Origin of the sequence: Paenibacillus sp. FSL R7-0331 (genome assembly GCF_000758645.1) — a bacterium.
GTDB classification, from domain to species: Bacteria; Bacillota; Bacilli; order Paenibacillales; family Paenibacillaceae; genus Paenibacillus_AQ; species Paenibacillus_AQ camerounensis.
This window is the reverse complement of record NZ_CP009284.1, coordinates 4,311,734-4,325,793: the sequence shown is the minus strand read 5'-3', so window position 1 is coordinate 4,325,793 and position 14,060 is coordinate 4,311,734. Positions and strand designations below refer to the sequence as shown.

14 protein-coding genes and 5 pseudogenes are annotated in these 14,060 nt (G+C 40.6%); 14 read left to right on the top strand and 5 right to left on the bottom strand.

Going from position 1 to position 14,060, the window contains the following annotated elements; all coding sequences use genetic code 11:
• The first annotated feature begins 19 nt into the window (after positions 1–19).
• The 3 genes and pseudogenes from R70331_RS18485 to tnpA form a co-directional block, all read left to right on the top strand.
• Complete coding sequence (locus R70331_RS18485; protein WP_042177761.1) at positions 20–748, top strand: hypothetical protein; 729 nt, start codon at positions 20–22, stop codon at positions 746–748.
• 166 nt (positions 749–914) lie between these two features.
• Positions 915–1,601 (top strand): hypothetical protein, encoded by a 687-nt coding sequence (locus R70331_RS18480; RefSeq protein WP_042177759.1) that lies wholly within the window; start codon positions 915–917, stop codon positions 1,599–1,601.
• A gap of 425 nt (positions 1,602–2,026) precedes the next feature.
• A pseudogene (gene tnpA, locus R70331_RS18475) lies at positions 2,027–2,408 on the top strand (IS200/IS605 family transposase); the annotation flags it as partial.
• On the opposite strand, the gene R70331_RS31150 reads toward tnpA, so the two are convergent.
• On the bottom strand, positions 2,402–2,767 hold the full coding sequence (locus tag R70331_RS31150; RefSeq protein ID WP_081947659.1) for a hypothetical protein: 366 nt from the start codon (positions 2,765–2,767) through the stop codon (positions 2,402–2,404). The pseudogene tnpA and the gene R70331_RS31150 sit on opposite strands and share 7 nt — an antisense overlap.
• Positions 2,768–2,994: 227 nt before the next feature.
• Between R70331_RS31150 and R70331_RS32120 the strand changes: the two genes are divergently transcribed.
• The 5 genes from R70331_RS32120 to cdiI all read left to right on the top strand — a co-directional run bounded on the left by R70331_RS32120 (position 2,995) and on the right by cdiI (position 6,100).
• Complete coding sequence (locus R70331_RS32120) at positions 2,995–3,495, top strand: EndoU domain-containing protein (protein ID WP_231576312.1); 501 nt, start codon at positions 2,995–2,997, stop codon at positions 3,493–3,495.
• 120 nt (positions 3,496–3,615) lie between these two features.
• On the top strand, positions 3,616–4,050 hold the full coding sequence (locus R70331_RS18465) for a hypothetical protein (protein WP_042177756.1): 435 nt from the start codon (positions 3,616–3,618) through the stop codon (positions 4,048–4,050).
• Between the two features lie 646 nt (positions 4,051–4,696).
• The gene (locus tag R70331_RS18460; RefSeq protein WP_156131160.1) at positions 4,697–5,155 is read left to right on the top strand and encodes a hypothetical protein; all 459 of its coding nucleotides are present in this window, start codon (positions 4,697–4,699) and stop codon (positions 5,153–5,155) included.
• Between the two features lie 61 nt (positions 5,156–5,216).
• Positions 5,217–5,714, top strand: a complete 498-nt coding sequence (locus R70331_RS18455) for a CdiA family toxin C-terminal domain-containing protein (RefSeq protein ID WP_052419110.1) — start codon at positions 5,217–5,219, stop codon at positions 5,712–5,714.
• 20 nt (positions 5,715–5,734) lie between these two features.
• Positions 5,735–6,100, top strand: a complete 366-nt coding sequence (gene cdiI / locus R70331_RS18450) for a ribonuclease toxin immunity protein CdiI (protein ID WP_042177751.1) — start codon at positions 5,735–5,737, stop codon at positions 6,098–6,100.
• A 71-nt stretch (positions 6,101–6,171) separates the two neighbouring features.
• Here the strand turns inward: cdiI and R70331_RS32530 are convergent.
• Positions 6,172–6,698 (bottom strand): annotated as a pseudogene (locus R70331_RS32530) (IS4 family transposase); the annotation flags it as partial.
• 263 nt (positions 6,699–6,961) lie between these two features.
• Between R70331_RS32530 and R70331_RS30580 the strand changes: the two are divergent.
• A complete protein-coding gene (locus R70331_RS30580) occupies positions 6,962–7,942 on the top strand; it encodes a hypothetical protein (protein ID WP_052419108.1) in 981 nt (326 codons plus the stop codon).
• Positions 7,943–8,015: 73 nt separating this feature from the next.
• The gene (locus R70331_RS18435) at positions 8,016–8,567 is read left to right on the top strand and encodes a hypothetical protein (RefSeq protein WP_042177748.1); all 552 of its coding nucleotides are present in this window, start codon (positions 8,016–8,018) and stop codon (positions 8,565–8,567) included.
• Between the two features lie 374 nt (positions 8,568–8,941).
• Here R70331_RS18435 and R70331_RS31140 read toward each other — a convergent pair.
• Positions 8,942–9,471, bottom strand: a pseudogene (locus R70331_RS31140) (transposase); the annotation flags it as partial.
• On the opposite strand from R70331_RS31140, the gene R70331_RS31885 reads away from it, so the two are divergent.
• Together R70331_RS31885 and R70331_RS18420 are read left to right on the top strand one after the other, a co-directional pair.
• Positions 9,464–10,408: a hypothetical protein gene (locus R70331_RS31885; protein WP_052419106.1), complete on the top strand. Its 945-nt coding sequence runs from the start codon at positions 9,464–9,466 to the stop codon at positions 10,406–10,408. The pseudogene R70331_RS31140 and the gene R70331_RS31885 overlap by 8 nt on opposite strands.
• A 253-nt stretch (positions 10,409–10,661) precedes the next feature.
• Complete coding sequence (locus R70331_RS18420; RefSeq protein ID WP_042177744.1) at positions 10,662–11,159, top strand: hypothetical protein; 498 nt, start codon at positions 10,662–10,664, stop codon at positions 11,157–11,159.
• A 151-nt stretch (positions 11,160–11,310) separates the two neighbouring features.
• Here R70331_RS18420 and R70331_RS18415 read toward each other — a convergent pair.
• Positions 11,311–12,161, bottom strand: a pseudogene (locus tag R70331_RS18415) (alpha/beta fold hydrolase).
• Positions 12,162–12,316: 155 nt separating this feature from the next.
• On the opposite strand from R70331_RS18415, the pseudogene R70331_RS18410 reads away from it, so the two are divergent.
• Together R70331_RS18410 and R70331_RS18400 are read left to right on the top strand one after the other, a co-directional pair.
• Positions 12,317–13,032 (top strand): annotated as a pseudogene (locus R70331_RS18410) (MerR family transcriptional regulator).
• 373 nt (positions 13,033–13,405) lie between these two features.
• On the top strand, positions 13,406–13,783 hold the full coding sequence (locus R70331_RS18400) for a YhfM domain-containing protein (protein WP_042177740.1): 378 nt from the start codon (positions 13,406–13,408) through the stop codon (positions 13,781–13,783).
• Between the two features lie 53 nt (positions 13,784–13,836).
• On the opposite strand, the gene R70331_RS31130 is transcribed toward R70331_RS18400, so the two are convergent.
• A complete protein-coding gene (locus R70331_RS31130; protein ID WP_042177737.1) occupies positions 13,837–14,058 on the bottom strand; it encodes a helix-turn-helix domain-containing protein in 222 nt (73 codons plus the stop codon).
• Positions 14,059–14,060: the final 2 nt, after the last annotated feature.

The window sequence follows — 14,060 nt, the reverse complement described above, 5'->3', positions numbered from 1 at the left end:
TAAAGGGTGGCGTCTATTAATGAAGGTTAAAATTCTATTCATATTATTATCCGTTTCGTTAGTAATCAATGCTGTGCTGTTTTACGGATTAACTAAATATGAACTGGTTGAAAAGGGAAGTGCGAATAGAATTGTAGATTCGTTGGAATTACCAGCAAGTGAAAGTGTCTTAGAAGAAGAGAATACATATAGCTCAAATGCAGCAAACGGCATGGTTGACATGAATTTAGAAACAGAATCACCGGATAACGGATATATCTATTATTTAACAGATGATAAAATCATTCAGGCGATTGATGAAGGGGCAAAAGATACGGCGTATTATGGTGAGGATTTTATGTTACCCATACCTTTATTGATCAACAATGATAGAATGTTTGAAAACATGGGCGTTTTTATCGAAACACCCTATAGTAATGTAGCATTATATTCAAGTAATCAATATGCAAAGTACAATAATAGGGCATCTATTGATGATGTTATGAGCCTTATCACCTATAATTATATTACATTCTCCGCTTATGTGATGGAAGGAACGGCTAATATGCTAGACACTGAATTGATACAGGACGGAACCGTAATTAAATCATATAAGACAGATAATAATGCGATCGGAGATGTTAAGACGATCCGTTTTTCCGTAGATGCTATAGATTTCCGGGAACCCGCTGTCCTAAGAATATTTGAGAAAAGCAATCCTGCAAACTACACTGAGTTTCAGATTTCTTTTGAGGATTATGTTAAATAGAGCCTATATTATAACGATTGTGAACCGGACGTGATACATTCATTCCGGTTTTTTTGTGTTCAGGCATTTTGTGGCAGGGAAAAAGTGGGTTTATGTAGAAATATTGAGATTGGTGGAAGTAGGTCTACTTTACATAATTAATGAGAAGCTAGAGGTGTAGGATTCAATGCTGGAACAAATTTTTGGATACTTTAAGACTCAGCCTGGATGGTCACTTGTGATTACCGTTGTATGTACTGCCTTAGTGTGGTTATACAAAGAATTTAAAATCATGTTAGAGACGGACCAAAGAAGCAAGTTAACGCTACTTCAGAAAAAAATGGATTTGTATTGCGTCGTAGAAGCAGCTGCAGCTCAAGTTATTAGCAGGCAAGGTGATCCGGTTGCAATTCAATATTTATATACAAAGCTCAAAGTGGAGACTGCAAAGCTGGATAAGGAGAAGAATAAGCTACTTGCGCTAGATGCATCTGCTGATGTTTTTGATACAGTGTCCCGCTTGTTTAGACCGCTGAAGCCGATTTCTGCTTTGTTTATCGCTATTGTAATAGCCTTTGGATTCTTAATGAATGCCCTTCAAGAAGATAAGTATATTGATAGTATCTGCTGGCTAATTGCCTTTTCCTCAACATTATTGAGCTTAGGTTTGTTAACGGTGCTAATTTCCTTATTTATGAATAATACCTTAAGAATTAAAGGAGCCTATAGAATAAGCTTAACTGTTGTAATGATAACTTCTCCAGTATTATGTTTGATTGGTGTAAGGTTAGCAATGTTTATCTTTATAATACAACTGATTGCTACGGTATTGTTTGTAAAAAGCAAGAAGAATGATGTGTTAGTGGTAAGTTGAAGGATGATACTGAGATACCAGGGATTTTGCCAACGGTTGGTTATCTTGATTTGAGAGAAAATTGTATTGAAGAGATTATTGATATTCTAATAAAAAAATTGAAAGGTATTAATTAAAACTTCATTTAAAGACCATGGATGTCCAAGGAAAATGGGTTCATGCAATTAAAGAGGCTGTTGCACTCGGGGAAACGGAGAAGTTGTTTAGACTCCGGACTAAGTCACCAAATTCTTTTGAGAATGCACTGAATGATTTGCGGTGTGAGGAACAGAAGGTGATATGAATAAAGTGTAGGCATGATACACAGTTCAGCGAACCGGGGCGGAATTTACCTCCGGTTTTTATTATGGCTTTAGCCAGTTAAGCGAGTGAAACACGGCGATAGAATTGAGATGTTAAGGCTCAAAGGAAAGGAATGCTCAAAGATGGTAAATAAGAGCTACAGCCTAGCTCACACGAAGTGGATGTACAAATACCATATCGTGTTCACCCCGAAGTATAGACGGAAAGAAATCTATAATCAAGTGAGGAAAGATCTAATCGAAATTTTCAAACGTCTATGTAAGTATAAGGGAGCCGAAATTTTAGAAGGTCACATGATGCCGGATCATGTACACATGCTGGTCGCGATCCCACCGAAAATTGCGCTCTCAACATTCATGGGCTATCTAAAGGGAAAAAGTTCGCTTATGATATTCGAGAAGCACTCCCAGCTCAAGTATTAATACGGAAAATCGGAAATTTTGGGCAGAAGGATACTATGTAAGCACAGTAGATCTGAATCAGGCAACCGTAGCCAATTATATGCTGTACAGCACCTGGTCCCCGGTATCGGCGGCCTTCTTTGCAGTCAACAGAGTCCGGTTATCATAAGCATATGTAATGGCCCGCTGCATCCGGTCCGTTTCTCGCGTCTTGTTCAGCGCCAGATCATACTTATAACTGGTGGTCTGATTGGAAGCATCGACCACGGACCGCAGCAATCCAAACGAGCCGTAGTTGTATTGAGTCAGCTTCCCCCGTCCGTCCAGCATGAATAGCTTATTGCCGGCACTGTCATATCCATAGCTGACTTCAATCTGCTGGCTGTCGGTGACCTTGGTACGTATGATGACGCAGGGCGGCAGACTACGAAGACCGATAGCTACAGTACCAGGTATGCTCATGATTCATGATGAAGTAGGCCGTATTAAGCAGGTTGAGGGCCCGGGGAAGACCACTGTGTATGCTTTGCAAATGGTGGAAAAGTAACTAAAGAAATATTAAATGACAAGACGCTAAGTGTAAAAGGCGTAGCCATGATGTATTATATTAACTCTGAATTAGGAATGACCTTAGCGCAGGTAGATCAAATGCATCAAGTAGAAGTCATCCTGCCGAAGAGAGCAGAGGCTTGGGGTCTTCTGGGGATAAAAGTCTTGAGCAGAGGCGGACTAATTCTTTAAAACACACAGTCAAAGGGAAGCCAATAGAAACGAAGACCGTTGAGAGTCCGAAGAAGCCTCTCGCGGGTGGAAATGGCGGGACTCAGGGTGCGGGGAATGCTTATAAAAGTACAATCAGTGATGAATTGAAAGAAAAGATATTGTATGGTCAACGTAAAGACCTTAATAAGAATGAATTAATTGGTGGACATTCACCAATTATATCTAATTCAAATCCTAAATATTCAGTTGAAGTGGTATCAATTAACGCTGATGGCACAAAGAAAGTAAAATTTTTAACCGAGTTTGAAGACGGTAACGTTTCAAAAATCAAGACAAGCACGCTATTTCCGGATTCATGGTCTGATAAGAAGATTGTTGATAGTATCTATAAAATCGGAGATACTCCAAGTATTGGTCAGCGTGTCACGGATGGTGCAACATTACACAGAGCTGTTGTTGGTGGTTAGCAAGTTGAGATTATCAAAATTGGTAATAATGTGGTATCCGGGTATCCGACAGGCGGAGGGGCAACATCATTGTTATCAGGATTTCAGTAAGGAATATGAAAAAAACAGGCGGACTAAAATATGTATGAAGAACTTGACGAATATTTATTAGGGGTATTTACATTGGATTATTGGTATGATGAGGGATTTTCAATAGCTAGAGATATGTTAGAGAAATTCAATAATAGTGATTGGGCAAAACTACAAACTAACGTTCTTTCAAAACCTATAGACTGGCAAGTAAGGTTTGCTTACTGTACAGATAGCGGTATTAACGATGATGTCATTATAAATACTTTAACTTTGCTATCTAATATTGATAACGATGAATTGTTCGAAACGTGTGTAGATTCATTAAGAGGGATCGTTAGTACAAATAATATTGGACTTATAAGCGATAACTTAACCATACAACGAATTGAGAAATTGCTTCCAAAGTGTGGTGTGGTTACACGAAAAATATTCGAAGATTTCATTGGGAAATTACAAAAAATGGAGCGTAATAGTTCTTCTTAGACCCGTAACCTAACCTTGAATCAGCAGGGGGATGATAGAACCTTCATTTCAATATAAGGAATAAAATTTCATTCAGTTGTCTTCGTGCAGTTCAAGTCTATTTAATGGCGGGGATTACCCGAGATTCATGCCCATTGTAATGTAATGACTGTAACTCGTATGAATGAAAAGGACTTGGCATCATACCCAGTACTGGATAACGCTAATTTTTGCTAAGAAAACTTACAATGCGGGTAAATTTAGTGACGATGGAATAAAATACTACTCTTCTGTTGCAGGAAGACCTATTAAGAATGTTGATGACCTCGTTGGTGCTTTGAAAAGTGGAGAAATTAAACCTTCACAAGTACCAATTGATTATTGTTAGAGATGGTAATACGCTTATACCTAATACAAGGTCTTCACAGGCTTTAACTCAAGCATGTATTCCAAGAAATCAGTGGAATGTAGTAAATAGAACAGGAAATGATATGTACGAGCAAATACTGACAGATCAATTATCAAGAAATAAGCTAGTTATAAAGCAGTCGACACACCGCTGAAAATACAAGCCGAGGAAATTACTAAGGCTGTAGTACATGGCACTACTAAAGGCTATGCAACCTCTGCGGAGTGGAGCAAAACCTTGATCAGTGTGGGGATAAAAATGGAGTCCAACAACACGCTGAGTGAAAAATCCGGTACAGCCAATACGATCACCTCCTACACGCAGACTACAACAACAATTGACCGGACCAATCTTACCGTAAGCTCCCAATCGGTAAGAACCATTAACACCATTCAGAAGACCGAAACCGAGCTGGTCAAAGCATCACTGAACATGAATTATAATGTCACGAAAAATGAATACCTGTTTATCGTGGACATGGGTCTGGACAGTGTCGAGAAATCCTTATACATTCTGGATGCAATTATCGCCAACGACGGGAAAGTAACTAAGGAGATATTAAATGACAAGACGTTAAGTGTAAAAGGCGTAGCCATGATCTATCATATGAACTATGAATTAGGAATGACCTTAGCGCAGGTAGACCAAATGTATCAAGAGGAAGTCATCCTGCCGAAGAGAGCAGAGGCTTGGGGTCTTCTGGGGATCAAAGCCTAGCGGAGGCGGACTACGTTTACAAAAAAGCACAGTCAAAGGGAAGCCGGTAGAAACGAAGACCGTGGAGAGTCCGAAGAAGCCTGTTGCGGGTGGATCTGGTGGGCTGGGTAATGGTCTGAAGTTAAAGTCCGGATATGATACCCATTTAATAGAAGTTGAGGATGTGATTCGAAAAGGTAATAAAGGAATTGTCGGAGGGCACAATTTGGACAATTTTAATAAGGCATTTACTGATAGAGGATGGAGTCTTGATGAGAATATAATATCTAAGACACCACATCCCACTATTAAAGGCGTTTATGAGATTAAATATCAGTTGCCTGCGGTTGATACAAAGGGAAACATTATACCGGGACAGTATAAAAATATCCCTAATCCAAAAACCGTGTACGACCCAAGCGTAATTACTAATGAGCAAATGTTACAGTGGGGCCGAGAAGCACTGGCAAACGGAACTATTAATGGGAGAATAATAACTGGTACTTCATCAAACGGATTAAAGTTCCAAGGGTATATCGATAATGGGGAAATAACAAACTTCTTCCCAACATTAAAATGAGTGATTTAAGGAGAGCAAATATGTCAATTGAGTCGAATAAAGAGTTAGAACTTATTGATCTGTACTATTCCAACTTAGGAGATGGATATTTTTTAGATGCTCTTAAAAATTATTCGAATGGCGAAGGTTTTGGGTTAGGGGGAATTTGGTGCGTTTTTGCTGAAGAACTTCAACCTTGGGAAGAAGGTTATTTCGGAGAACACAGAGTTACCTACTATTTTGATTATCCGGCAGTAGAGAAAGATGAAATTTTGGTAGTAGATAATAATGTGTTTTATCGGTATCTTCAAGAAGCTGTTGATAAATTTTTACGACGTAATCCTAGTTGTGAATTGGAAGTCAAAGAATTACTGATAGCAATAAAAAATAAAATTAACTTAAGCTAATGTAACTTTGTTAGGCGGCTATCTTTAATAATAGCCGTCTATTTTTTTATCTGATGGAACTTATAAGTATCTCAACTTTCGCAGCTCAAATCTCTAAACAACCCCTTAATATAGCTGGGTAAAACGGAGATCCATTCCTGTAGTTGACAAAAAACAGTTATTTTGTTCTTCTTTGTTTTCGCTTGGGACAATTCGAAAAATAAACCCAGGAGCTGCTGAAGTGCGGTTTGATAGTCCGGATCGCGGACCTCGTCGGCAAAGAGAAAGAAGAGTCTTCCGAGTGTCCGGTCATCACTCGACTGACGCCGCTCGTATTCAATTGCCAGATATCGGCTGAAAACAATCTTAGTATGACTAATCAATTGGTCAAAGAGCGTCCATGGAACTCCGTTCCTAATTTCAAATAACTTTTGGTGACTTTGAAAAAGGTCTCAATACTCCAGCGCATACTATAGATGCGTATGATTTCAGCAGCATCTAGCGTAACATCTGTACTTAAAATCGCCAGCCACTCCCGTTTTTTATTCCGGTTGCGTACAAAAATAAGTTTCATGGGTAAACCGCAAGCCGTTGTTACCAGGTTGGAGCCTTTGATGTCTGACATTCGATTGGGGAGCGGAAGGGGACGAGAAGCTGGATGTAGAGGCGCAGGCCCAGATTATTGCACTGACCAATGCGTACTATAAGGCGAATACACCATTAGAGAAGCAGGCGATCTCCCAACGGGCAACGGAAATTAGAAAAGATTCTAATAATAAAAAAACTGTCGATACGCCATTAAAAATTTACGGAGACCAGATTTCAACAATTATAGAAGGGTCAGCGAAGGGTTACCTGGACGTTAATGAATGGAATCGTGCATTGAATCAAGTGGGAATAATAGCACCTAAGCCTACAATCACCCAGACAGACAAAACGCAGGGGTCCATTTCCACGACAACAAGTACATCTCAAGTCGTTCTAAGCATAGGCCGAACCGAATTTACAGTGAACTCCAAATCGATCGAAACCTATAATAAGAACACAGGCGTGAAGACCGGAACAGCCAATGCCATGTTAGCGATGAATTACCATGTTACCGAGAATGAGTACTTGTTCCTTCGAGAAATGGGGGATGAGAATGTAGAAAAATCCTTATACATTCTGGATGCCATTATCGCAAATGGTGGAAAAGTAACTAAAGAAATATTAAATGACAAGACGCTAAGTGTAAAAGGCGTAGCCATGATCTATCATATGAACTATGAATTAGGAATGACTTTAGCGCAGGTAGACCAAATGCATCAAGAGGAAGTCATCCTGCCGAAGAGAGCAGAGGTTTGGGGTCTATTGGGGATCAAAGCCTTGAGCGGAGGCGGACTAAGTTTACAAAAAAGCACAGTCAAAGGGAAGCCGGTAGAAACGAAGACCGTGGAGAGTCCGAAGAAGCCTGTTGCGGGTGGGAATGGTGGAACTCAGGGCGCTGGTAAAACTGCTAATATTCCTGGGGTCGTACAGAATCGAATAAACATCGCAAATGGACCGACTAGATTTAGTCCTTCTGAAAATGCAGGTTGGGAACATGTTACTGACCGACACTTGTCACCAGGAAAAAATGCAGGTCAATTCACTGTAAGTGAGAATGAAGTTAAGGGCATATTAGGTAGGAAAGATGTTATTCAGACACCTGCCACGGTATTATCTTCAGGGCAGTATTCGCGAGTGGTAGATACTGGGAAAGTTGTCGGTACTGTAAAACCAAGCATTCCTGATGTTGGTGGCACACAAACCACATGGATTCAAATTATAACCGACAGTAGAGGCAATTTGATTAGCACATACCCTATACCTGCACCAAAATGATACATTAAGATTATGGGGGCAATGAATTTGCCCCCATAAGTGAGTTTTTATTATCAGCGAAAGGCTGTAGATTATGAAAAATAAAAGAGCAGCAGATTTATTATGGGCAGAATCAGTTAGGTTGTTTTCAGAAATGAAAAATATGGATTTGACTAGCTTCTTGACTAGGTTAATAGACATAGTGAAGAGTAACCAGGATGCTATTTACCAAATATTAGAGGGTAGGCAACGAACCAATAATTACAAGTTTACGGAAAATGAGAAGAATATCTTTCGCTTTATCTCTACCATTACTCCTGAAAAATATGTGATTGGTACAACAGGTGACGATTTTAAATTAATTGTTGAAGGTTATATTAACCGAGCCCCAAAGTCAGAACTTGAAGTTCTACGTAGAATTTCAAAACTCGTTAAAGATATTATTACATTTACATCATCAGTAGTGTGTCCTCAATGCAAAAGTGACCATCTACGAATCCTTACTGATATTGAAAGCACGAATTTGTATAGGCACTGTGAAACTTGTTCCTTCATCGAAACTTCTGATATTGAACAGCAAACACAAGATTCGACACTTTTTCCTGCCAATATTACAGTGCTTAAGAAGGCAGGCTATCTAAATTAGGTGGGGGCTACCCAGTGCCGAATGAACCCATTATTCATTCAATAACACATCTAACCCATGTAATACCAGTGTAAATCGACCTACGTCCTTATGCGAGAGATCTTACGACCCAAGCGTAGAGTTACCTACTATTTTGATTATCCGGCAGTAGAGAAAGATGAAATTTTGGTAGTAGATAATAATGTGTTTTATCGGTATCTTCAAGAAGCTGTTGATAATTTTTTACGACGTAATCCTAGTTGTGAATTGGAAGTCAAAGAATTACTGATAGCAATAAAAAATAAAATTAACTTAAGCTAATGTAACTTTGTTAGGCGGCGGCTATTTTTAATGATAGCCGTCTATTTTTTTATCTGATGAAACTTATAAGTATCTCAACTTTCGCAGCTCAAATCTCTAAACAACCCCTTAATGTAGCTGGGTAAAACGGAGATCCATTCCTGTAGTTGACAAAAAACAGTTATTTTGTTCTTCTTTGTTTTCGCTTGGGATAATTCGAAAAATAAACCCAGGAGCTGCTGAAGTGCGGTTTGATAGTCCGGATCGCGGACCTCGTCGGCAAAGAGAAAGAAGAGTCCTCCGAGTGTCCGGTCATCACTCGACTGACGCCGCTCGTATTCAATTGCCAGATATCGGCTGAAAACAATCGTAGTATGACTAACCAATTGGTCAAAGAGCGTCCATGGAACTCCGTTCCTAATTTCAAATAACTTTTGGTGACTTTGAAAAAGGTCTCAATACTCCAGCGAATACTATAGATGCGTATGATTTCAGCAGCATCTAGCGTAACATCTGTACTTAAAATCGCCAGCCACTCCCGTTTTTTATTCCGGTTGCGTACAAAAATAAGTTTCACGGGTAAACCGCAAGCCGTTGTTACCAGGTTGGAGCCTTTGATGTCTCTGACATTCGATTGGGGAGCGGAAGGGGACGAGAAGCTGAATGTAGAGGCGCAGGCCCAGATTATTGCACTGACCAATGCGTATTATATGTCGAATACACCGTTAGAGAAGCAGGCGATCTCCCAACGGGCAACGGAAATTAGAAATGATTCCAATAATAAAAAAATCGTCGATACGCCATTAAAAATCTACGGAGACCAGATTTCAGTAATTATAGAAGGGTCAGCCAAAGGTTACTTGAATGTTAATGAATGGAATCGTGCATTGAATCAAGTGGGAATAATAGCACCTAAGCCTACAATCACCCAGACAAACAAAACACAGGGGGCCATTTCCACTGCAACAAGTACATCGCAAGTTGTTCTAAGCATAGGTAGAACCGAATATACAGTGAACTCCAAATCGATCGAAACCTATAATAAGAACACAGGGGTGAAGACTGGAACAGCCAATGCCATGTTAGCGATGAATTACCATGTTACCGAGAATGAATATTTGTTCCTTCGAGAAATGGGGGATGAGAATGTAGAGAAATCCTTATACATTCTGGTTGCCATTATTGCGAATGATGGAAAAGTAACGCAAGAGATTTTAAATGACAAGACACTAAGTGCAAAAGGCGTAGCCATGATCTATCATATGAACTATGAATTAGGAATGACCTTAGCGCAGGTAGACCAAATGTATCAAGAGGAGGTCATCCTGCCGAAGCGAGCAGAGGCTTGGGGTCTATTGGGGATCAGAGCCTTGAGCGGAGGTGGACTACGTTTACAAAAAAACACAGTCAAAGGGAAGCCGGTAGAAACGAAGACCGTGGAGAGTCCGAAGAAGCCTGTTGCGGGTGGATCTGGTGAGACTCAGGGTACGGGAAATGGTATTAATCGTGATACTATTATTGACTCAGCAACACAGGCTAAAAGGGTGGAGGGACTGTTGTAGGACATGCTCTACAAAAACATGCAGGAAGAAATCCTGATATTTGGGGCAAAGTTAAGGGCGGATCAGAGCAAATAAATCAGACAGCACAGAAGCATGTAGAGGAGATAATTGATGCTCCAGGAGACTTCGTTAAAGTTACAAACGATAGGGACATTTCATTCTTTGAAAAGAAACTGCCTGATGGTCGGGGAGTAAGACTTAATCAAGACGGAACATTTAAGGGCTTTATTGACTAATAAAAGGAGTCGATAGTTTGGAAAACCTTGAAATTATTCTAGAGGACTTCCGAAAAGATGAGTTAGACAGACTAATATTTGAAGAACTTAGGATTACTTCTTCAGAGGTGAAGTCATCACATTTCTTTGATAAGAATAATGGAGAAGATATTGAATTTCATCAAATCAAAAGTTTTCAGGCAATACTCTCTCCTATAGGAACGGGAAATATATTTCTAAACCAAATCGGAATAGGATGTAGCTTAAATAATGTAATGACTATATTTTCCTTTGATGAAGATGTGGGTGAGATTACTTTTAATTTTTCAGAAAGAGAGTTATTTGTAGGGGAGAGAACTGAAATAAAGCTGAAAGCTAGGAAAATAGTAGAATCTCTTTTAGTTTTAAAAGAAAAATATGATATTCCCAAAATTAGAATCGGTTTTGAGCCTGCCTCTGATGATGATAGTTGCTTAGTGGTGATCGGTCAGAAAAAAGTTGATTTAGAGAGTACCATTGAACAAATTTGGAGATAACATCCAAAACCTTAAGGGGCACTTCCCTTAAGGTTTTTTTCTTGTGGGGCTACCCAGTGTCGAATGAACCCAGCATTCAACCAATAACACATCTAAACCATGTACTGTTTGAGAATCGTAAAGTCGAGCAAATAATTATCCGGACATCCCATTAGTCAGCGATGAGGAGTATTAAATTTCTAATCAGCCAAGGCTTCAGCAAGGGCAGAACGGTTGCGGGCTGCATCGCTTTGGTGTGGTCCATACCGCTGCCCATTATGATTTCCACATCCCATCCAAGCTGCTCTAATGCAGCTTTGTTTTGCCCGAAGTTCTCACCGTAGACAATCGTATCCTTTTCCCCGGCAAAAGCCAGTCTCGGGAGCTCTAACAGCTGCTGAATCGCCCGATCATCAAACCTTCGCAAATGCTCATACATCGTAACAAACTGCTTCGTCTGATTCGGATCAATCTGAACCTGAATGTTATCCCAATCCACCTGCTCCGGGTCTATAGGAACCTGCTCAGCTGCCACATAGGTATTCTGGTTACTGGAAGCTTGCTGGTATGTTTTGTTGGTTACAATCAGCATCTCTTTATATGGACCGTCTAATGGAGGGAATCCGCCCATGACCAGGCGTTCGAGTCTATCCGTACGGATAGCCAATTGCAATCCAACTAAGGCCAGCCACGAATAACCATAATAGCTAAACTTCCCGATGTTCATTTCATCAGCGATCGTAAGCAGGTCATGAACAATGCTCTCAGGTGTGAGCTTATCCGGATTGGGATGCTGCAGCCGGTGCCCTTCATAGTCAAAAAATAAAACCCGGAACGTATCAGCAAGCCCTCCACAAAATGCTCCCCAAGCTCAGAGTCTACTCCCCACAGCCGCAGATGATCAGCTGCTTGTCCGTATACAGTTTCTTTGGCGACGGGAAGCATTATTGCCGGTGAACCGGGGTTCCCGGTAAGGCCTGCTTTTAGCTGTGTTCAATCAGCGAGTTTAATTATCTTTTCCACGTTCATATAATCACTCCTAAGTAAGTTATATAATGATCATATAACATTCATGTAATATTCCGGCTTGACGGAGCAGGACCTATATATATTGCGGGTTGTTTTTGCGGTATGCTATCGTAGAACTTGAAGGTTTTACTTTAAGGACGGGAGAGCCGATGGAGACATATACCCCGAAACAGATTGCCTGCACCCTGCGGGTCAGCACTACAACGCTGAGAAAGTATGAAGAGCAGGAGCTGATTCCTGCTGTACTGAGAACCCCAAGCAATCACCGTTTCTACAGGCAGGTTCATGTTCAGGCGTTTAGGACCATAAGAGCTTTATTACTCGGATATGATATCCCTGTCGTTTATGAAGCAATGAGAATGATTAAGCAGGGGAGGACGGGGCAGGCCCTGTGGCTGGTGAATGAGCAGCAGTATCAGATTCAGGCGGAGAAGCAGCGGGTGGAAGAAATCCTCACGATGATCCGTCATGCCGATTTTACCAGATACCAAAACGTAAACCTGAAAGAACAGATGAACATTGGAGAGGCGGCCACAATAGCAGGTGTAAACACCTCTGCGATCCGTCACTGGGAATCCGAAGGACTCATTCAATCGCAGCGCAATAAAGACAACGGCTTCAGAATGTTCTCCATAGCGGGCTTCGCAAAATTCTGGTCATCAGCAGCCTGAGAAATACCGTTTATAATATAGACAATATGAAAAGCTTACTGAATAATTTAGATACTCAGGATAATGAGCAGATCGAGCGTTCTTTTCAGCTGGCGCTGGAGAATTTGAATGAGCGGCTGAGGCTGCAGTTTAAGGGAATCGAAGAGATGATGGGGTATTTGGAGGTTTATGCCGGGGAGACGCAGGACCTATAATTAGAATATAAGAGGTGTATTAATGCCAAGGAATATAAGGGATATAACGTTTTTTGTGGTTGGTGCGATACCTTTGTTTATCTATCCATTCGTATTATTAGCTAACATAATGTCTTTAGCTGGAAGTTGGACAGGAGAAGAAGAGTCTATATTAAAAGCAATCGTGCTCTTATTCATAACTCTTACCAGCTCATACCCATTAACCTATATTATTTGTTTAGTGCTGTATCTGATAAAAAGGATCAAAAACAAAACCAAGAATGGTGCTGTTCTTGTATCGAAGCTGCCCCTGTTGCCGTTGATTCATTTAATTCTTGTTGTTCTAGTGGGATGTTTATGGGCGCTCTTGGATTAAGGTGAGGAGGAAGAGCTTATGAAGAGGAAAATCATCTACATTATTTCATTCATTGTATTGTTGACTGTAATCATAATAATGATCCTGCCTAAGCGAGAAATTGTTAGTGTTAGCCTGGTTTCCGACACAGCCACAATTACCTACACAGACCCTGAAAGCCTTCGTATCATCGGAGATGCCATAAGGACTGTTAAAAAAGTGCCAGGGGCTGTTGATGTAGGCCCGCCATCTTACCGGATGACCGTTACCTATGATGATTCTGAGGCTGTGCAATACAGTGTATACATGGATTTTGAAACCAAAAACGGCTTCCTGATTAAAGACAGCGATAGCGAAAGAATGCTCGATCTAAGAGTCAAGAATTCGGCAGAGCTGGCGGATCTGTTGGCGAAGTGAAGATGTGAAGGGAAAAGCTCCTGTGGCTGTCACTGGAGCTTTTTTGTTGTGGGTTATTTAGTTGGCGGGTAACGTTTGGGGTTGTCGGTCTGCCCTAATAGGTAATCTATGCTTACCTTGTGGAAATTGGCGAGAGTAATAAAAACCGCACTTGGGACATCTAAATTACCATTCTCATAGCGGGAGTAAGTAGTTTGTGTAATATGCAAAAGCTCAGCGATTTGCTGTTGTGTCAGGTCTTTGTCTTCGCGCAGATTGCGGATTCTTGAGTACATAG

Excerpts from the sequence above, each read along its gene's own strand:
- R70331_RS18485 (WP_042177761.1), top strand. The coding sequence starts at position 20 with ATGAAGGTTAAAATTCTATTCATATTATTATCCGTTTCGTTAGTAATC.
- R70331_RS18480 (WP_042177759.1), top strand. The coding sequence starts at position 915 with ATGCTGGAACAAATTTTTGGATACTTTAAGACTCAGCCTGGATGGTCA.
- R70331_RS31150 (WP_081947659.1), bottom strand. The coding sequence starts at position 2,767 with ATGAGCATACCTGGTACTGTAGCTATCGGTCTTCGTAGTCTGCCGCCC.
- R70331_RS18465 (WP_042177756.1), top strand. The coding sequence starts at position 3,616 with ATGTATGAAGAACTTGACGAATATTTATTAGGGGTATTTACATTGGAT.
- R70331_RS18460 (WP_156131160.1), top strand. The coding sequence starts at position 4,697 with ATGGAGTCCAACAACACGCTGAGTGAAAAATCCGGTACAGCCAATACG.
- cdiI (WP_042177751.1), top strand. The coding sequence starts at position 5,735 with ATGTCAATTGAGTCGAATAAAGAGTTAGAACTTATTGATCTGTACTAT.
- R70331_RS18435 (WP_042177748.1), top strand. The coding sequence starts at position 8,016 with ATGAAAAATAAAAGAGCAGCAGATTTATTATGGGCAGAATCAGTTAGG.
- R70331_RS31885 (WP_052419106.1), top strand. The coding sequence starts at position 9,464 with ATGTCTCTGACATTCGATTGGGGAGCGGAAGGGGACGAGAAGCTGAAT.
- R70331_RS18400 (WP_042177740.1), top strand. The coding sequence starts at position 13,406 with ATGAAGAGGAAAATCATCTACATTATTTCATTCATTGTATTGTTGACT.
- R70331_RS31130 (WP_042177737.1), bottom strand. The coding sequence starts at position 14,058 with ATGTACTCAAGAATCCGCAATCTGCGCGAAGACAAAGACCTGACACAA.